An 18,804-nucleotide genomic window follows, 5' to 3' on the forward strand; every position below is an offset into this window, starting at 1 on the left:
GTGAGGGTCCGGGCTCGTGGGCTCGGAGATGTGTATAAGAGGCAGGGCCAGGGGCGGCGGGCCGCGCTCACGCAGGCGCTGGCCTTCGTGGGGGTGGCGCTGCCGCTCGCGGCGCTGTTCCTCGCGTGCAACCAGGCCCAGACGGGCTCGCCCTGGGTGACGGGCTACCACGCGGCGATCCGGTACGCGCGGGACAACGACTTCCGCTACTTCTTCTTCGCGCCCGAGTACACGAAGGGCGAGGGCTTCCTGTACTTCTTCGTGGACCGCAGCCCGCTGCTCGCCGTGGGCCGCGCGGTGATGGCGTTGTTCCGCCTGAACGTGGATGCCTTCGGCTGGCCCCTGGGCCTCCTGCTCGCGTGCCTGGCACGGAGCGCGCCCGCGCGGTGGCTCGCGGCGAGCCTCGCCGGCCTCTGGGTGGTGCACCTGCCGCTGGCCGACGCGGGCATCGACACCTTCGGGCCGGTGCACTACGCGGAGGCGATGCTGCCCCTGGTCCTGCTGACGACGGACGGGCTGCGGACGCTGTGGCGCTGGGCCTGGGCGCTGGGGCGGCCGGGGCTGGTGCCCGGCGCCGTCGGGGGGCTCTTCGTCGTCTGCGCCGCGATGTACCTGCCGCCGCGCTGGGGAACGCTGCTACGGCTCGCGCGGGACATCCGCGGGCCCACGGAGCTGGTCGAGCGGGAGGTGTCCGGCCGGGCCGTCATCTTCACGGGGCGCCCCTTCGCTCCGGCCTGTGGCGGGGCGCCCTCCCGGCACTTCGTGCTGCTCCGGCCGAACAACAGCCCCGACCTGGACGAGGACGTCCTCTGGGTGAACCACGTCAGCCTCGCGCGCGACCGCGAGTTCGCGCGGCGCTACGAGCGCCCCGGCCTGCTGCTGACGGTGTCGCGCAAGGACTGCCAGCTGCGGCTCGTCCCGCTCGAGGAGGCCACGGAGGAGCAGTTCCCCCCGGCGGTGGCGGAGCGGCCCTCGGACTTTCCCCCGCCGTCGCCATGAGCCGCCGTCGCCCCTGCCGAGGTTCCCCATGTTGAAGGCCGAAGCGCGGTGGCTCTCCCGCGCGCTCCAGGCGCTGGACGTGGCACGCGTCTCTCCGCTGCTCAACGTGGGCAGCTCCACGCGCTACTTCCGCGAGGTCCAGCAGCCCTACATCGACCGGGACCTCTTCGCGCCATGGCGCCGCAAGGGCGGCCACGTCGTCCACCAGGACCTGAAGCCGGACGAGGGCGTGGACGTGGTGGGCAGCCTCGTGGACCCGGAGTGCCTGGCGCGCATCGGGGCCCTGGGCGTGAGGTCGGTGTGTTGCACGAGCGTGCTCGAGCACGTCGAGGACCGCGCCGGGTTCGCGCGGCGGCTCTCCTCGCTGGTGGCTCCCGGAGGGGTGCTGCTGGTGACGGTGCCCCGCGCCTTCCCCTGGCACCCGGACCCCATCGACACGATGTTCCGGCCCACCGTGGACGAACTGGCCGCGCTGTTCCCGGACCTGCGGCGGGTCGCGGGAGAGGTGGTGCCCTGCGGAACGCTGGGGCACCTCGTCGCGGCGGACCTGCCCGGTGCGCTGAAGCGGCTGCTGAGGCCGGGCCGGGGCGCCGGGGCGGAGGTGGTGCCGCGCGCCGGAGTGGGCCAGTGGCTCTGGCCCTGGCTGGTGCGTCCGTTCGAGGTCACGTGCGCGGTGTTCGAGCGGCCATGAGTGCCGGGCGTCAGTCCCCGCGCGTCAGGGCCTCCAGCGTCCGCTCGTAGTCGGTGACGAAGCGCTCCAGGCCCCAGCGCTCGCGGCCCCAGCGCGCGACGTGCTCGCGGGGCGGCGGCGAGGCCAGCGTGTCGCGCACGGCCTGCGTCAGGGCGTCCGCGCCTTCCACCAGCGTGACGCCGGGCGCCTGGGCGACATTCGCCACGAAGGATGGATCCGTCGACACCACGGCGGGCAGGCCCGTGAGCATGCCCTCCTGCAGCGTGAGGGGCAGGCCCTCGCCCCGGGAGGGCAGCAGCAGCACGTCCGCGGCGGCGTAGAGTTCGTGCATCCGCGCATGCTCCACCTGGCGAAGGTGCAGCGTGCCGGGCAGGCCGGCGATGTCCGGGGCCAGGGGCCCGTCGCCCGCCACGACGAGCCGCACGCCCTCGGCCGCCAGCCGCTGTTGCACCCGGATCACCAGGTCCACGCCCTTCTTGGGCACGAGCCGCGCGGCGAAGAGGACCAGGGGCCCCGTTGGCGGCAGTCCGAACGACGCGCGGACCCGCGGCCGCTCGGACTCCGGCAGCGGCTGGAAGCGCGGCTCGAAGCCCAGGGGGATGAGGCGCAGCGGACGGCGCACCCCGACCCGCGCGAAGTACGCCTGCACGTGCGGGCTGTACGTCACCACCTCGTCCGCGGACGTCAGCACCGCGCGCCCCAGCGTCCGGTAGGCCACGCCCTGCACGGTGTCGAGCACGCCGCCGTAGGGCACCTCGCCCACGTGCTGGGTGATGAGCAGGGGCTTGCGGTGCACCCGGCACAGCGCCGCCGCCACGCTGGAGGACAGGTAGAGGCAGTCGTGCGCGTGGACGACGTCCACCTCGCGGATGAGCGCGTGCAGTTGCCGCCATCCGGAGGGTGCCCAGACGGGCATGGGGACGTGGAGGTTGCGCTCCAGCCAGTTCCAGGCGGGCACGCGCACCTGGGGGCCGCTGACGCCCGGGGCGGCGGGCGTGGCACCGGCGATCCACCGCACGTCGTGGCCCCGCTGGCGCAGTCCCTGGAACAGCGTGTCCACCATGACCTCGATGCCCCCGGGATGGGGGGGCATGAAGTTCGAGACCTCGAGGATTCGCATCGGAGGTGCTCCTGAAGCGCAGCCCGTCTGCTTCGGGCAGGGCGGGCGACCGTGCGCGCAAGCTCTACCATGGCGGCGAGGACCCGCGAGGCGCGGGACGGCCCATGCTAGTTTTCCGCTCCCAGGTGATGGACTCCCGCTCCCCGCTCCCCGTCCCGCCGCGCCCTGGCCTCCAGTCCCTGCTGGTGGCGCTCGCCGCGTCGCTCGTGTTCGCCGGCACGCTCGCGAACGGCTTCGTCCACGACGACGTGCAGCTCGTGGTGGAGAACCCGTGGCTGCGCTCCCCCTCCGCGATGCGGGAGGTCTTCGGTCAGTCGCTGTTCGGCTTCCTGGAGTCCGCCACGGCGCAGGACGCGCATCACCACTACTACCGGCCCCTGATGCACGTGTTCCTGTTCGTGCTGCGGCAGGGCTTCGGGCTCCAGGCCTGGGCGTACCACCTGGCGCTCCTGCTGGCGCACGCGGCGGTGTCGCTGCTCGTGCTCCAGGTGCTGCGTGCGTGCCTCTCCCAGCGGCGCGGGGCGGTGCGTGGGGCGGCGACCCCGGCCCCGGACGACGCCGCGGCTGCCTGGGCGGCCCTGGGCGGCGCGCTCCTCTTCGCGCTGCACCCCGTCCACACGGAGGCGGTGGCGTGGGTGAGCGGCGCGATGGACGTGGGCATGGCGCTGGCGGTGCTGCTGGCGGCGAGGCTGTGGCTGCCGGCCCCCGCTTCGCCCCTCCGGGCCCTGGCGGCGTCGGGGGTGTGGTTGGGGGGGCTGCTCTTCAAGGAGACGGCGCTCGTCCTGCCCGTGCTGCTGTGGGCCCTGGAGCGCGCCACGACGTCCGCTGAAGCGCGGGGCGGCCTGGGCGCGCAGGTCCGTCGCTACGCGCTCCTCCTGCCCGGCTTCGCGGTGTACGCCGGCCTGCGCTGGGCGGCCCTGGGCAGCGCGCTCCCCGCGAGCAACGCCCCGGGGGGCGCGGCGCGCGTGAGCGGCGTGCTGGCCTTCCCCGCGGACCTGGGGAGCAAGCTTTTCTGGCCCTCGCCCCTGGCCCTGCTGTCGCCCGGCGGGCCGGTGACGTCCCCCTTGGATGTCCGCGTGTGGCTGGGCGCGCTGCTCCTCGCCGTGCTTGTGGCAGGGGCCCTGTGGGCCTGGCGTCGGGGAGACGCGGTCGCGCAGGCCGCCGGGCTCTGGTTGCTGGTGCCCCTGACGCCAGCGCTCGCCCTCCAGGTGCGCGGCGTGGATGCCTACGCCGAGCGCTACCTGTACCTGGCCTCGGTGGGCTTCGTCCTGCTGGTGGCCCTGGGCCTGCACTCGCTGCTGGAGCGGTGGCCCCAGCACGCGCGGCCCATGGGGCTTGCGTCCGGGGGCGTGCTGGCCGTCTGTGCCACGCTGACGCTGGCCTACGTGCCGGTGTGGCATGACAACCTGACGTTCTGGACCTACCTCCAGGAGACGGTGGTGGATCAGCCGGTCATCCACTCCAACCTGGGCAACGTGCACCTCAACGCCGGACGGCTGGACGAAGCGATTCCCCACCTGGAGCTCGCAGCCCGCGCCTTGCCGACGCACTTCCGCGTCCACAACAACCTGGCGGTGGCGTACGCGAAGTCGAACCGGCTGGCGGAGGCGCGGCAGGCGTTGGAGCGCACCGTGCGCCTGATGCCGGACAACCCCGTGGCGTGGCACAACCTGGGGCTCGTGTCCCGCAGGGAGGGCCGCCTCGACGATGCCATCCTCCGCTTCCGCGAGGCGCTCCGCCGCGCCCCGAAGCGGGTGGACTCACACCTGGAGCTCGGGCGGACGCTGCTGCAGGCCGGGCGCCCGGAGCAAGCGGTGGTCGCCTTGGAGGAAGCGCTGCGGCTGGCTCCCGGTCTGGAAGCCGCCCGGCGCTCCCTGGTCGCGGCGCAGGCCGCGGCCCGGGGGCCCTAGCGGAAGTCCCGCCGCTCGAAGATGAAGATGGCCAGCGTGGTGAGCACCAGCGTCCACGCCAGGCTGTAGCCCACGCCGGAGAGGAACGTGGACGCATCCACCGGCAGCGCGTACGTGGCCTGCGGCCGGAAGTTCACCCGCTCCAGGTTGGGCAGCAGGTAGTAGATGGCCTTGCCCACCGAGCGCACCGCGATGCTCTCCGAGCGGCTGGCGAGCTGGTACAGGTCGCCCGTCAGGTGGCCGGTGAAGTACATGCCCGTGGTCGCGATGGCGGACACCGCCGGCCCCGCGAAGCTGGAGAACAGGATGCCCACGCTGCTGATGATGAGCAGCTCGAACCACAGCCCCGCGCTCGCCAACAGCTGCGTCTGGGTGATGGTCGCGCCGAAGAGCAGCAGCTGACTCAGGAACACGAGCGTCATCGCCACCAGCAGCACGCCCAGCGTCAGCATCGTGCCCGCAAGCCGCGCCAGCAGGAACTGCCGGCGGGACACGGGCTTGCTCACCACGAGGAAGATGGTGCGCCGCTCAATCTCCCGGCTCAGCAGGCTGCTGGACAGGAAGATGGTGAGGAAGACGAGGATGATGCTCATCATCCCCAGGCCGAAGTCCGTGAGCACGCGGTCGAAGGTCGCGACCGTGACCTCCGTCACCAGCGTGGACGACAGCAGCACCACCGCGGCGAACACGCCCACCACCACCGTCACCCGGTTGCGGCGCGCCTCGCGAAAGCCATTCCACATCATCGCCGTGAAGGCGCTCACGTGTTGATCTCCCCACCCACGCTGGTCGCGCGGCCTGATTCCTTGAGCGTGTCCATGAACAGCTGCTCCAGCGAGAAGCGCGCCGGCTGCATCCGGTTCACCCGTCCGCCCGCGCCCAGCACCCCGCCCAGCAGCCGCTGACTGTCCACGTCCGCCACCTGCAACATCACGCGTCCGTCGAGCGCCTGCACCGACTCCAGCGGGATGCCCAGCCCCCGCACGTCCTCTGGCTTCATCCCCTCCACCACCATCTCCACCGTGGGCACCTGCGCGGACACCAGCTCCTGCACGCTGCCCTCGCGCACCCGTCGGCCGCCCACCAGCACGGCCAGCCGGTCGCACAGCGCCTCCACGTCCGGGATGATGTGGCTGCAGAACAGCACCGTGGTGCCCTTGTCCCGCTCCGCGAGGATGAGGTCGCGCATCTGCCGGCGGCCCAGCGGATCCAACCCGCTCGTGGGCTCGTCCAGGATGAGCAGCTTCGGGCGGCCCACCAGCGCCTGGGCCAGCGCCACGCGCTGCACCATGCCCTTGGAGTAGCGGCGGATCTGCAGCTTCTCCGCGCCCGCCATCTCCACCGCGCCCATCACCTCCGTGACGCGTCCGTCCAGCTCGTGGCCGCTCAGGCCGGAGAGCTGGCCCGCCAGCGTCACGAACTCCCGGCCCGTGAGGTACTCGTACGGGGCGGGGTTCTCCGGCAGGAAGCCCACCAGCCGCCGCGTCTCCGCGTCCTCCACCGGCTTGCCGAACAGCCGCGCGGTGCCGCCGCTGGGGCGCACCAGGTTCATCAGGATCTTGATGGTCGTGGACTTGCCGGCGCCGTTGGGCCCGAGCAGGCCGTAGATCTGCCCGGAGTCCACCTGGAGGTCCAGCGACTGCAGGGCCCTCACGGTGCGGTTGAACCAGAAGCCCACCTTGTACGTCTTGGCGAGCCCCTGGGCCTGGATGGGCGGGGCGTCAGGGCTGGGATTCGTCATGGGGAGGTCTCTTGGGGCGTGGGGACCAGGCGCTCACCGTCCTCGGCGCGCTCGTCCGTGATGAGTTCCATGCGGAAGCGGACGGCGTCGGAGTACGCCCGGCCATCCTTGCCCAGGTACAGGTGCCCCCCCAGCGGGTCATCGGGGAGCCGGGGCAGGTCGCCGGACGCGACCAGCACGGGCAGGGACGCTGGCAGGTGTCCTTCGCGGGCGCGGTAGCGCTGGATGGCGTCATCCACCGTGCGCAACATGCGCTCCTGGAGGATCTCCCGCACGCGCACCTCGTAGAACTCGCGCGTCTCCGGATCATCCGAACCGTCGCGCAGCGCCATGCTCAGCGACAGGCCACTGTCGAAGTCGCCGGACTGCGCATACAGGCGCGTGGCGAGCGCCACGTACCACGGTGGCGCGTCGGGACGCTGGGACAGCTTCTGGATGATGTCCGCCGCTTCCTTGTACTTCTTCTCGAAGAACATCAGGTTGTACGCGAGCTGGAAGGCGATCCGCTGGTTGTCGGGCAGGTTCTGCATGCCCTTGCGCAACAGGGCGGAGGACTCCGCGACGTTGGTGTACTCGCCCTTGCCCAGGTGGACCGGGATCGTGATGCCACCGTAGAGGTACGGCTGGGGGAAGTGCGGATCCAGGTCCGTGACGAGCTCCGCGTAGTCATGCACGGTGCGGTACTCCTCGGGCCTCGCCGCGCTCCCGATGCGGTTGAGCGTCAGCACCCAGAAGTAGTCGGTGACCAGCCCCAGCTGGGCGCGAAAGAGCGTCTTCAACAAGCCGGGGCGGGGCAGGAGGGCGCCGCCTCCCTGCCTGTGCACGGGACGGGGCGGGGCGGACAGGATCGCCACCAGCACCAGGCCCGGCACGAAGCGCAGCAGGTACAGCTTGTCCATGGCCTCATCCAACGAAAAAGGGGCGCCCGAAATGCCGGGCGCCCCAGGGATTCTGCCATGCTCCACTCCGCCCGTCAGGACGGAAGCGGGGGGTGGCGGAGGCTGCTTACTGGCAGCTCACGTCGTTGTACGCGTTGCCCGGCTCGCCGGCGGCGATCCGGGTCGTGTCGATGCCGCAGTTGAGGGCCAGCGTCTCGCCCGTGGGCGAGGCCGTGATGCCCCACACGTCGCCAGCCGCGTCGTTGTCGACGTTGCCGATGGCGTTCGCGCTGAAGAAGCAGCTGGGGCAGGCCGCGGCGCTGGGCTGCACGCCCAGGGAGGAGATGGCGTTCGCGGCGGTAGGCGCCGTGGGGAACTTGGCCGAGTCCTGGCCGATGCAGCCCTTGTTCGCGTTGGTGCGGGCGTTCGAGGCCGCGATCTCGGAGCAGCCCGCCACCAGGCCGTAGCTGTAGCGGTTCGCGGGCTCCGGATCAAAGCCGATGACCGTGAAGTCGGAGGAGTACTTGTCCTTCTCGCCGAAGTACGACTTCTGGGCCGTGAAGATGGCCTTCAGGTTCGTCTTCGCCTCGGACTGCTTCGACTTCGCCTGGAAGCGGATGAAGTTCGGGATGGCGATGGCGGCGAGGATGCCGATGATGGCAACCACGATCATCAGCTCGATGAGGGTGAAGCCACCCTTCTTCCGGAAGAGACGGTTCATCATGTTTTGGGACTCCGCAGCGTGGGCAGAGGGGGGTTGAACGACGGGAAGACTCTTAGCACGAAGAGTGCCAGCCCAAACATTTGGCCAACCGCCGGGATTCCCTGGGAGGGCATGCCGCCACGGGGATGGCACGGCCGCTGGCCTGCCAATTTTTGTCACTGTCGCTGACGGTTTTCGTCCTCCGACGCGAAGTCGCCAGTCCCGGAAGCGACAGGTAGGATTGCGGGTTCCGTGACGTTCACCTACGCGCCGGGCTGGGCCGAGCCCCTCTTCATCCTCTTCCTGTTCGTCCTCGGCCTGTGCATCGGCTCCTTCCTCAACGTCGTCATCGCGCGCGTGCCGGAAGGGCTGAGCATCGTGCGGCCCGGCTCCCGCTGCCCGAAGTGCGGGCATGTGCTCTCCTGGTACGAGAACATCCCGGTGTTGTCGTGGCTGGGGCTGCGCGGCCGGTGTCGCGGCTGCGGCATGCCCATCTCGCCGCGCTACGTCCTGGTGGAGCTGCTCACGGGGCTGTTGTTCCTCGCGTGCCTCAAGCGCTTCGACTGGACGTACGCGCTGGTGCCCGCGCTGGTGCTCGTCTTCCTGCTGGTGCCGCTCACCTTCATTGATCTGGAGCATTGGATCCTGCCCTTCTCGCTCACGCTGCCGGGCATCGCGGCGGGGGTGCTGCTGGCCATCCCCCGGGGCGGGGACGCGGTGTTGCACGCGGCGCTGGGCGCGGCGGTGGGGTTCCTCGCCTTCCGCTTGATGGAGTACGTGGGCTGGCGCGTCTTCAAGCGCGAGGCGCTGGGAGGCGGGGACAAGTTCCTCGTCGCCCTCCTGGGCGCGTTCCTGGGCTGGCACTCGCTCTTGGGCATCCTCTTCTTCTCGTCCCTGCAGGGCTCCATCGTGGGCGTAGCGCTGCTCGCCCTCACGGGCAGGGCGGGCCCCCGCACGGAAGCGCAGGAGCCGGCCACGTCGGTGCCCCCCACGGGCCCTGAAGCCGACGCCCCGGTCGGACCCTCCGCGGCGCCCGCCACACCGGCCGACGCGGAGGCGCCCGAAGCTGAGTCCACGATGAGGTGGGACTTCACGAAGCCGGGACTGCCCCTGTGGAAGCGGGTGGTGCTGGTGCCCTGGTGCCTGCTCTTCCAGCCCATCCCGGACGCCCCCCTGGACGAGGCGGGCGAGGAGGAGGAGTGGGTCCCCGGTCCCACCAACATCCCCTTCGGTCCCTGGCTGGCGCTGGCGGGCCTGGAGGTGATGCTGCTCGGGCCGTGGCTCGCGCGCGTGCTGCCGTTGGAGGTGGCGATGATGCTCGGGGGGACGCGGTGAGGGGCGTGGCGCCGCCGGTGCGCGGATGAAGTGGCGCATCGCCAGCGTGGCCTTCCTGCTGGGCTCGCTGTCCACGGGAATGTCGTGGCTGACGCTGCAGCCGGTGCTCATCCGCCTGCTGGACGCGGCGCGCCGGCTGGCGCTGCCCGGGACGCCGGACGCGGAAGCGCTGGCGCGGATCCGCACCTTCCTGCCCCTGGCGCTGGGGTTGGACCTCGTGGTGCTGACGGTGCTGGCCTACATCGTCCTGGACCTCACGGTGGGCCGCCCGCTGCGCGCCACCGAGGCCGCCGTGGAGCAGTTGGGCCGGCTGCAACTGGACGTGCCGTTGGCGGGGCAGGGGGGGCCCCTCCTGTCGCGCATCCAGCGCGCGCTGCAGCGGATGGCGGAGGCCCTGCGCCAGGAGCAGGCCGTCACGCGCTCGCAGCTGGAGGCCCTGCGCGAGGCGAACTCGCGGCTTGCGCGAGCGCAGACGGAGCTGGTCGCGTCGGAGCGGCTGGCCACGGTGGGGAAGCTGGCCGCGGGCGTGGCGCACGAGGTGGGCAACCCGCTGGCGGGCATCCTGGGCTACCTCTCCCTGGCGCGCATGAAGGCCGAGGGCCCGGAGGTGAAGGACTTCCTGGAGCGCATCGACCACGAGGTGCAGCGCATCGACCGCATCGTGCGGGGGCTCCTGGACCTGGGGCGCCCTGGCAGCGCCCAGCCCGGGCCGGTGGACGTGGGGCAGGTGGTGGAGACGTGCGTGCGCCTGGTGCGCGCCGGTCCGGAGCTGGACGGCGTGGACGTGACGCTGGACGTGGCGCCCGGCCTGCTCGCCCGCGCGGACCCCGGGCCCCTGTCGCAGATCCTCATCAACCTGCTGCTCAACGCCGCCCAGGCCATGGGCGGACAGGGTCGGGTGCGCGTCTCCATCCGGCAGGAGGCCGCGCTCCTCTACGTGGAGGTGGAGGACAGCGGTCCGGGCCTGTCCCCGGAGGTGCGCGCGCACCTCTTCGAGCCCTTCTTCACCACCAAGGGGCGGCAGGGCACGGGCCTGGGACTCGCGGTGTCGCTCAACCTGGCCCAGGGCATGGGCGGGCGGCTGGACGCGCGCGACGGCACGGGCGGTGGCGCGTGCTTCCGGCTGTCCCTCCCCGCAGCCTGAGGGGGCCGGGTCCGGAAGAGGGCTATGATGGGCGCCAAGCCCATGCCCCTCTTCCGCACCGTCCTCGTCGCCGACGACGAGCCGTCCATCCGTCACATCCTCACCCTGGTGCTCACCGACAAGGGCTACGAGGTGCGCGCCGTCGCCGACGGTGAGGAGGCCCTGCGCGAGCTGTCCGCGCGCGCCTACGACGTCCTCCTGTGCGACGTGCGCATGCCGAAGCGCGACGGGCTGTCGGTGCTGAAGGCGGCGCTCGCGGAGCAGCCGGGCCTCACCGTGGTGGTGATGAGCGCGTACGGCTCCCAGGAGCAGGCGCTGGAGGCGGTGCAGGCGGGGGCCTACGACTTCGTCCAGAAGCCCTTCAAGCCGGAGGAGATCGTCTTCGTCCTGCGCAAGGCGGAGGAGCGCGAGCGGCTCTTGCGCGAGAACCGGCGCCTGCACGAAGCGCAGCTCCCCGGCGCGTCCCTGGGCCACATCCTGGGGCAGAGCGCCGCGCTCCAGGCGGTGCTCAAGCAGGTGGCGCGCGTGGCGCCGGTGGACACCACCGTGCTCATCTCCGGGGAGAGCGGCACCGGCAAGGAGCTCATCGCCCGCGAGCTGCACGGCAAGAGCCGCCGCTCCGCCATGGCCTTCGTGGCCGTCAACTGCGGCGCCATCCCCCACGGCCTCCTGGAGAGCGAGCTGTTCGGCCACGCGAAGGGCGCCTTCACCGACGCGCGCACCGCCCGCCGGGGCCTGTTCGCGGAGGCCGACGGCGGCACGCTCTTCCTGGACGAGGTGGGCGAGCTGCCCCTGGGCGCGCAGGTGAAGCTCCTGCGCGTGCTGCAGGAGGGCGAAATCAGGCCCGTGGGCGAAAGCCGCGTGGAGCGCGTGGACGTGCGCGTGGTGGCCGCCACGCTGCGCGACCTGGGCAAGCTCGTGGAGAAGGGCGAGTTCCGCGAGGACCTCTACTACCGCCTCAACGTCGTGAACCTCACCCTGCCGCCCCTGCGCGAGCGCCGCGAGGACATCCCGCTGCTCGCCCGGTCCTTCCTCGGCCGCTTCAACCGCGAGCTCAACCGCGACCCGCCCGTGGAGGGGTTCTCCCCGGAGGCGGAGGCCCTGATGACGGCCTACGCCTGGCCGGGCAACGTGCGGGAGCTGGAGAACGCCATGGAGCGCGCGGTGCTCCTCGCCGAGGGCACCCTCATCGATCCCGGCAGCCTGCCGGAGAAGCTGTGGGCGGCTTCCGCACCCGTGTCCGCGGGCACCTCCGCGCCGCTACAGGCCGGGGGCGACCTGTCGCTCAAGCGCGCCATCCGGGAGATGGAGGAGTCCTACATCCGCGCGGCGCTGCGCCGTACGAAGGGCAACCGCACCCGGGCCGCCGAGGTGCTGGACATCAGTCACCGAGCGCTTCTGTACAAGATCAAGGAGTACGGCATTGATCCTGACGCGGAGGCGCTTCGCGGCTGAAAAGGAGCGCAAAGGCAGGGGAGGGGGTCGCCTGGCGACCCGACCCTCCAGGAATCAACCCCGGCCATTTGACGGAACGCGGCCGGGGCCGGAAAATCGGGCCTCCGCGGTGGTACGTCGGGGGCGCGGTCGTCGTCGTTCGATACGGCGCTCCCCCGTCCGAAGGGCGGCCGGGCGCCAGGCACTTTTTAGGAGGGGGCATAGGCCGGTGCTACGCTGGCCGCCTCTCCGATGGGGTTACGCATGGCGAAGGGCAAACTGGCACTCGGGCTGGATATCGGGTCGACCTCGATCAAGATGATCATGCTCAAGGAGCAGCGCAAGCGGGGCGAAGTGGGCTACGCGCTGCAGAGCTTCGGAATGAAGCCGCTGCCTCCTGAAGCCATCGTCGACGGCGCCCTCATGAATTCCACGGCCATCGTCCAGGCCGTCCAGGAATTGATGTCGGAGCTGAAGGTGAAGGGCAAGGACGTCGCCATCGGCGTGTCCGGACACTCGGTCATCATCAAGAAGATCCAGATGCCCCGGATGAGCCAGGAAGAGCTCGAGGAGAGCATCCAGTGGGAGGCGGAGCAGTACATCCCCTTCGACGTGAAGGACGTGAACATCGACACGCAGATCCTCGACGGCGGCGGCAACGACGCCACCGGTCAGATGGACGTGCTGCTGGTGGCCGCCAAGAAGGACATGATCAACGACTACACCACCGTGGTCTCCGAAGCGGGGCTGTCGCCGGTGGTCGTGGACGTGGACGCGTTCGCCGTCCAGAACATGTTCTCCACGAACTACGAGCTGCCGGAGAAGGAGACCGTCGTCCTCATCAACGCCGGCGCCTCCGTGGTGAACATCAACATCATCGCCAACGGCGTGACGGTGTTCACCCGCGACGTGACCATCGGTGGCAACCAGTTCACCGAAGAGATCCAGAAGCAGCTCAACGTCTCCTACGAGGAGGCGGAGGCGCTGAAGATCGGCGGCAACCGCGCGGACGCGGACGCCGTGGTGCCCCAGGACGTGGAGCGCGTGCTGTCCAGCGTCGCGGAGCAGGTGGCCGGCGAAATCCAGCGCTCGCTGGACTTCTACGCGGGCACCGCCGCGGACTCGAACTTCACCAAGGTCTACCTGTCCGGCGGCACCGCGAAGATCCCCGCCCTGTTCAAGACCATCGAGGCGCGGACCGGCGTGCCAGTGGAGATCCTCAACCCGTTCCGGAAGATTGAAGTGGACAACCGCAAGTTCGACCCCGCGTTCATCATGGACGTGGCGCCCATGGCCGCGGTGGCAGTGGGACTGGCGCTCCGGCGCCCGGGCGACAAGCTGGGCTGAGCCGCTCTGGCCGCGAGGAGATGACGCACATGATGATTCGAATCAACCTGCTGCCCGTCCGGGCGGTGAAGAAGCGGGAGATGGGCCGGCAGATCCTGGCCCTCTACGCCGCGGTCCTGATCGCCGCGCTCATTGGAAACTACCTCTGGTACTCGGACCGCGACGGTGACCTGACGCGGGCCAACCAGGGCATCGCCCAGACGCGCGCGAAGATCGCGGAGCTGGAGAAGGTCATTGGCGAGGTGAAGAACATCAACGCCCGCAAGGCGGAGGTGGAGAAGAAGCTCGCCGTGCTGGACACGCTGCGCAAGGGCCGCAACGGCCCGGTGCGCATGCTGGACGCGCTGTCGTCCGCCATGCCCAAGAAGGTCTGGCTCAAGGACTTCGTGGAGGCGTCCAACAGCGTCACCATCAACGGCTCCGCGGTCAGCCACGACGAGGTCGCGGAGCTGATGCGCGGCCTGGGCGGCATGGTGTGGACGCCCAAGGGCATGGGACGCCTGGTGGAGCAGCGCCGTGACGGCAAGACGTCCCGCGTGGAGCTCTTCAACACGGAGACCGCGCTCGTGGAGGAGTTCTCCGCGGGGGACATCAAGCCCTTCTTCGGCAACATCGAGCTCACCAACGCCGTGCAGACCAAGAGCGGTACGGCGGGGGCCCCGTCGTTCGTCGAATTCAAGCTCACCCTCACCGCCAACTACGCCATCTAGCTGGCGGCGAAGGAGCATCTGTCATGGATAAGTACCTGGATCAGCTCGCGAAGGCCCCCCCGGCGGCGAAGTTCGGTGGCCTGGCGGCACTCGTCGTCCTGTTGACCGTCGCCAACTTCTTCCTCGTCATCCAGCCCACGGAAGAGGACATCGCCCGGCGCGCGTCGGAGCGCAGGACGCTCGACCTGGAGCTCGCGGAGAAGAGCGAGATCGCCCAGAACCTCAACGAGCGCCGTCGTGAGATGGACGTGCTCGAGCAGAAGCTGGCGGAGGCCCTCACGGAGCTGCCGGAGCGGCGCGACATGGAGGAGCTGCTCGCGCAGATCAACGACATCGGCAAGAAGTCCGGCCTGGAGATCTCCCGCGTGGAGCCCGACAGGGAGTACGTCGAGGGCACGGAGTTCTTCGCGCGCATCCCCATCAGGATGACGGTGAGCGGCAACTACCACGAGATCGCCATGTTCCTGCAGGAGATGGCGAACATGCGGCGCATCGTGAACGTCAACAACATCAAGCTCGATGGCGCGACGCTGAAGAACGAGAAGGTGGTCCTCCAGAGCAGCTTCCTGGCGACGACGTTCCGGTTCATCGAGACGAAGAACAACTAGAAACTTGATCCGCCCGGCAACTGGGGCGACAAGGGATGACGCGGATGAAGACGTTCAAGTCCACGATGACTGCTGCGGTGCTGGCGCTGACCTTGTCTGCCTGTGAGGAGACTCCCATGGCCAGTCCGGCTCCCGCTCCACCCCCGGCCGCCCCCGCGGCGGCACCGGTGGAAGCGAAGACCGAAGCGTCGGCGCTGCCAGCGTTCGTCTATACCTACAGCCCGGTGGGCAAGCGGGATCCGTTCAGGAGTCCGCTGGAAGAGCTGGGCCCGGTGGCGCGTGACGCACCGGAACGCGCATGCAATGAACCCCTGTGCGTGTTCGACCTCGACCAGCTCAAGCTGGTGGCGGTCGTCACCGGGGACGCCAGTCCGCTGGCGATGGTCGAGGATCCGCTGGGCCGGGGCCACATCGTCCGGCGAAATACCCGGGTGGGGCGCCAGGGCGGCAAGGTGACCCAGATCCTCCGGGACTCGGTTACCGTCACCGAGGTTTTCACGGGTGCCAAGGGCGAGCTCATCAGCAATCCGGTGAGCCTGCAGCTCAAGGCAGATGGCGTAAAGGACCCCGCCTACAACCTGATGACGGGCAAGAACTGGGAGTAGCGCCCCACGGCGCGCCCGCGGGCAGTGCAGTCGCCCGCTACCAACTTGTTGAGGGGACGCATGCTCGAGCAGAGCGCTGTGACGAGGGGCAAGTGGATCATGGCGACCGCATGGGCGGTCGTCCTTGCAAGCGCCAAGGTGTATGGCGCGGATCTGAATACGCTGCGGGACCTTCAGGTGTCCCGGACGGGAGCCGGTGCCCAGGTCGTGGTGACCGGGACCCGGCCGCCCACCTTCACCGTCTTCCGGCTCAGTGGGCCGGAGCGGCTGGTGGTGGACCTGTCGTCCGCGGATGCCACCGGCATCAAGGGCCATCATGACGGCACGGGCCCCGTGTCCGGCGTCGTGGCCGCCCAGTTCTCCGATGCGCGGGCCAGCGTGGGCCGCGTGCTGGTGGCGCTCGACCAGGCGTCCCAGTACGACGTGCGCGCCGAGGGCAACCGCGTCGTCATCTCCGTGGACGGCTCGCCGGTGGCCCCCGCCGCCGCGACCGCCCAGGCTCCCGCCGCCGCGCCGAAGCCCGCGGAGCCGGTGGCCGTCGCCGCAGCTCCGGTGAAGGCCGCGCCCGCCCCGGTGGCCGCCGCCGCGCCGGTGAAGGCCGCGCCCGCGCCTGCTCCCGTCGTTGAAGCGATGGTGGCCCTGGTGCCGGAGGAGGGTGCCTCCTCCAAGTCCGCCCCGTCCCAGACGCCGGGCCGCGAGAACGTGGTCGCCACGGAGGCGGATGAGCGCGAGGTGGCCCACCCGGCGCAGCGCATCACCCGCCTGTCCCTGGATGGCGACGCGCTGCGCGTCGGCGCCGACGGCGACATCGCCCGCTACGAGGTCCTGGAGCTGGTGGATCCCCCCCGGCTCGCCGTGGACGTCTACGGCGTGGGCCTGAGCGCCAAGGCGCCCAAGGTGAAGGGCAACCTGCTGAAGGACGTGCGCGTGGGCGCGCACGACGACAAGGTGCGCCTGGTCCTCGTCGCGAAGGGCGACATGCCGGCCTACCGCGTGGACCGCTCCGAGCGCGGCCTGGAGGTGGTGCTGGGCGCCGCGGTGGCGCGCAAGCCCAAGCCCGGCCAGCCCCGCGACGCGGTGGCGGAGACCGAACCCCTGCGCCCGCAGCCCCTGCCCGTGGAGCCGCCGGCCCCGGTGAAGCCGCAGCCCGCGGCGGCCGTGGCCCAGGCGCCCGCGCAGCCCCAGGCGGTGGAGATCAAGGACCTGTCCTTCGACGAGAGCCCCTCGGGCGGCCGCATCCAGCTCAAGCTGTCCGGCGCGGCGGTGTGGAAGGTGGACCGTCCGGACCCGCGCAGCGCGGTGCTGACGCTGGAGAACGCGCGGCTGCCCAAGAAGCTGGAGCGCAGCCTGGACACCAGCGCGCTCGACACGCCGGTGAAGATGATCAGCGCCTTCAGCGTGCAGGGTGAGGGCCGCAAGGTGCGCGTGGTGGTCGCCGCGGACGGCGCCATCGAGGAGAACGTCACCCAGGGTGCCAACAGCCTGAGCTGGCGGCTGGACGTGCAGGGCGTGAAGACGGAGGAGGTGGCCGTCACCCAGCGCACCGCCGGCTTCACGGCCGAGGCGCCGGCGTACGCGGCGGAAGGCGCGCCCCAGCAGGCGCGCTACCGCGGCAAGCGCGTGTCCTTCGAGTTCAAGGACATCGACATCCAGAACCTGCTGCGCGTCATCGCGGAGATCTCCAAGCGCAACATCGTCGTCGCCGACGACGTGGCCGGCCGCGTGACCATCCGCCTGCGCAACGTTCCCTGGGACCAGGCGTTGGATCTCATCCTGCGCACCAAGCAGCTGGGCCAGGAGCAGGTGGGCAACATCATCCGCATCGCGCCGCTGAAGACGCTGGAAGAGGAGGCGCGGCTGCGCCAGGAGCGCAAGAAGTCCCTGATGCAGCAGGAGGACCTGCTGGTCAGCCTGGTGCCGGTGAACTACGCGGTGGCCGCGGAGATGTCGTCGCGGGTGAAGGACGTGCTCAGCGAACGCGGCTCGGTGACGGTGGACACGCGCACCAACGTGCTCATCATCAAGGACATCCGCTCCAACACGGAGAAGGCGCGCGCCCTGGTGCGCAGCCTGGACACCCAGACGCCGCAGGTCCTCATCGAGAGCCGCATCGTGGAGGCGAGCACCACCTTCAGCCGCCAGCTGGGCGTGCAGTGGGGCGGTCAGGCGCGCCTGTCGCAGGCCTCCGGCAACCCCACCGGCCTCATCTTCCCCAGCACCGTGGGCGTCACGGGCGGTTCGCCGGGCGGCGCGCAGGGTGTCCCCGCGGTCCCCAACTTCGCGGTCAACCTGCCGGCGGCCGTGGGCGAGGGCCTCGGTGGCGCCATGGGCTTCGCCTTCGGCTCCGCGGGCGGTGCGCTGCAGCTGAACCTGCGCCTGTCGGCGGCGGAGACGGAGGGCACGGTGAAGACCATCTCGTCGCCCAAGGTCACCACGCTGGACAACAACACGGCCCGCATCAGCCAGGGTCTGTCCATCCCGTTCAGCCAGACGTCGGCGGGCGGCGTGAACACCACCTTCGTCGAAGCGCGCCTGTCGCTGGAAGTCACGCCGCACATCACCCAGGACGGCAGCATCCTCATGTCCATCGCGGCGCAGAACAACCAGCCGGACCCGTCCAACACCGGCGCCAACGGCCAGCCCTCCATCCAGCGCAAGGAGGCCAACACCCAGGTCCTGGTGAAGGATGGGGACACCACGGTCATCGGCGGCATCTACGTGCGCCGGGGCAGCACCTCGCGCGACTCGGTGCCCTTCCTGTCGAAGATCCCCGTGCTGGGCTTCTTCTTCAAGAGCACCACGGAGACGGATGAGCGTCAGGAACTGCTCATCTTCATCACGCCTCGCATCCTCAACCGGCAGACCATCGCGCAGAGCCTCTAGAGGCGTCGCGCCCTGATTGGGAGACTCATTCCAATGAAGCCCTTGTTTGTCGCGGCGTCCCTGGCCCTGGGCCTGTGTGCGTGCACCGAAAGTCCGCCCGTCGTCCAGATCCTCCAGTCCAAGCAGCCGAACGCTGAATGTGTGATCGCCACGGATGGCATTGGCATCGCGAGGGGCGGGCTCAACCTGGCCTATGCCCGCAGCTACCGGCTGGGACTCGTCGTCAACTCCGTCTACGCCAACACCCCGATCGAGGTGAGTGGCGTGCCCCTGGATCCGGCCCCCCCCTCGGGCGGGCAGGCCACCCTCATCGTGGACACGCTGAAGCTGTCCTACGAAGTGAGCTCGGGCGCGAGCATCCCCTCCCAGGACGTGCCCTTCTCGGCGGGCCTCAACGGCGCCTCCGAGGGGAACCTGATGCTCATCAACCTGTTCACCGCCGAGTCCTCTTCCGCCCTGCGGGATGCCGTGCCGTCGAACGGGGAGCCGGTCCAGGTGAAGGTCACCCTGCAGTTCACCGGCAAGGCCGCCTCGGGCGGCGCCGCCTTCGAGTCCAACGAGTTCGTCTACGCCATCGACGTGGAGAACACGCCCCTGCCGATTCCTGCCTGTGGAGCCGCGGAGGAGCCGGAGGTCGATGCACCGTGCGGCGCCATCGGGCAGGACGGGGCGTACCCCTCCTGCTTGCCCACTTGA

17 protein-coding genes are annotated in these 18,804 nt (G+C 70.4%); 12 read left to right on the top strand and 5 right to left on the bottom strand.

Features of this window, described 5'->3' with window-relative positions; all coding sequences use genetic code 11:
* Positions 1–999: hypothetical protein (locus tag D7X12_RS12105; protein WP_208718972.1), on the top strand; the 999-nt coding region annotated here is incomplete at its 5' end.
* Positions 1,000–1,027: 28 nt separating this feature from the next.
* Positions 1,028–1,690 carry a class I SAM-dependent methyltransferase gene (locus tag D7X12_RS12110; RefSeq protein ID WP_120625428.1) on the top strand — a complete coding sequence of 221 codons (663 nt, stop codon included), beginning with the start codon at positions 1,028–1,030 and terminating at the stop codon, positions 1,688–1,690.
* 10 nt (positions 1,691–1,700) lie between these two features.
* On the opposite strand, the gene D7X12_RS12115 is transcribed toward D7X12_RS12110, so the two are convergent.
* Complete coding sequence (locus tag D7X12_RS12115; RefSeq protein ID WP_120625429.1) at positions 1,701–2,810, bottom strand: glycosyltransferase family 4 protein; 1,110 nt, start codon at positions 2,808–2,810, stop codon at positions 1,701–1,703.
* A 104-nt stretch (positions 2,811–2,914) separates the two neighbouring features.
* Between D7X12_RS12115 and D7X12_RS12120 the strand changes: the two genes are divergently transcribed.
* A complete protein-coding gene (locus D7X12_RS12120; RefSeq protein WP_147443618.1) occupies positions 2,915–4,720 on the top strand; it encodes a tetratricopeptide repeat protein in 1,806 nt (601 codons plus the stop codon).
* Here D7X12_RS12120 and D7X12_RS12125 read toward each other — a convergent pair.
* The 4 genes from D7X12_RS12125 to D7X12_RS12140 all read right to left on the bottom strand — a co-directional run bounded on the left by D7X12_RS12125 (position 4,717) and on the right by D7X12_RS12140 (position 8,063).
* Entirely contained in the window at positions 4,717–5,484 is a 768-nt protein-coding gene (locus tag D7X12_RS12125; protein WP_120625431.1) for an ABC transporter permease, read from the bottom strand. The two genes, D7X12_RS12120 and D7X12_RS12125, sit on opposite strands and share 4 nt — an antisense overlap.
* Complete coding sequence (locus D7X12_RS12130) at positions 5,481–6,461, bottom strand: ABC transporter ATP-binding protein (protein ID WP_120625432.1); 981 nt, start codon at positions 6,459–6,461, stop codon at positions 5,481–5,483. Before D7X12_RS12130 ends, D7X12_RS12125 begins: the two co-directional genes overlap by 4 nt.
* Complete coding sequence (locus tag D7X12_RS12135; RefSeq protein WP_120625433.1) at positions 6,458–7,360, bottom strand: tetratricopeptide repeat protein; 903 nt, start codon at positions 7,358–7,360, stop codon at positions 6,458–6,460. Before D7X12_RS12135 ends, D7X12_RS12130 begins: the two co-directional genes overlap by 4 nt.
* Positions 7,361–7,466: 106 nt before the next feature.
* Complete coding sequence (locus tag D7X12_RS12140) at positions 7,467–8,063, bottom strand: prepilin-type N-terminal cleavage/methylation domain-containing protein (protein ID WP_120625434.1); 597 nt, start codon at positions 8,061–8,063, stop codon at positions 7,467–7,469.
* A 231-nt stretch (positions 8,064–8,294) separates the two neighbouring features.
* On the opposite strand from D7X12_RS12140, the gene D7X12_RS12145 reads away from it, so the two are divergent.
* From D7X12_RS12145 to D7X12_RS12185, 9 genes are all read left to right on the top strand, one after another.
* Complete coding sequence (locus tag D7X12_RS12145; RefSeq protein ID WP_120625435.1) at positions 8,295–9,377, top strand: prepilin peptidase; 1,083 nt, start codon at positions 8,295–8,297, stop codon at positions 9,375–9,377.
* Positions 9,378–9,402: 25 nt separating this feature from the next.
* Positions 9,403–10,521, top strand: a complete 1,119-nt coding sequence (locus tag D7X12_RS12150) for a sensor histidine kinase (RefSeq protein WP_120625436.1) — start codon at positions 9,403–9,405, stop codon at positions 10,519–10,521.
* A gap of 42 nt (positions 10,522–10,563) precedes the next feature.
* The gene (locus tag D7X12_RS12155; RefSeq protein ID WP_120625458.1) at positions 10,564–11,976 is read left to right on the top strand and encodes a sigma-54-dependent transcriptional regulator; all 1,413 of its coding nucleotides are present in this window, start codon (positions 10,564–10,566) and stop codon (positions 11,974–11,976) included.
* A gap of 243 nt (positions 11,977–12,219) precedes the next feature.
* Positions 12,220–13,302 carry a type IV pilus assembly protein PilM gene (gene pilM / locus D7X12_RS12160; protein ID WP_120610766.1) on the top strand — a complete coding sequence of 361 codons (1,083 nt, stop codon included), beginning with the start codon at positions 12,220–12,222 and terminating at the stop codon, positions 13,300–13,302.
* A gap of 29 nt (positions 13,303–13,331) precedes the next feature.
* Complete coding sequence (locus D7X12_RS12165) at positions 13,332–14,012, top strand: PilN domain-containing protein (protein ID WP_120625437.1); 681 nt, start codon at positions 13,332–13,334, stop codon at positions 14,010–14,012.
* A gap of 23 nt (positions 14,013–14,035) precedes the next feature.
* Entirely contained in the window at positions 14,036–14,620 is a 585-nt protein-coding gene (locus D7X12_RS12170; RefSeq protein ID WP_120625438.1) for a type IV pilus inner membrane component PilO, read from the top strand.
* 44 nt (positions 14,621–14,664) lie between these two features.
* Positions 14,665–15,225: a pilus assembly protein PilP gene (locus D7X12_RS12175; RefSeq protein WP_167508997.1), complete on the top strand. Its 561-nt coding sequence runs from the start codon at positions 14,665–14,667 to the stop codon at positions 15,223–15,225.
* A 60-nt stretch (positions 15,226–15,285) separates the two neighbouring features.
* On the top strand, positions 15,286–18,108 hold the full coding sequence (locus tag D7X12_RS12180; protein WP_120625440.1) for a type IV pilus secretin PilQ: 2,823 nt from the start codon (positions 15,286–15,288) through the stop codon (positions 18,106–18,108).
* Positions 18,109–18,141: 33 nt separating this feature from the next.
* Complete coding sequence (locus tag D7X12_RS12185) at positions 18,142–18,804, top strand: hypothetical protein (protein WP_120625441.1); 663 nt, start codon at positions 18,142–18,144, stop codon at positions 18,802–18,804.

The sequence above is a fragment of the Corallococcus sicarius genome, from assembly GCF_003611735.1.
Taxonomy (GTDB): Bacteria; Myxococcota; Myxococcia; order Myxococcales; family Myxococcaceae; genus Corallococcus; species Corallococcus sicarius.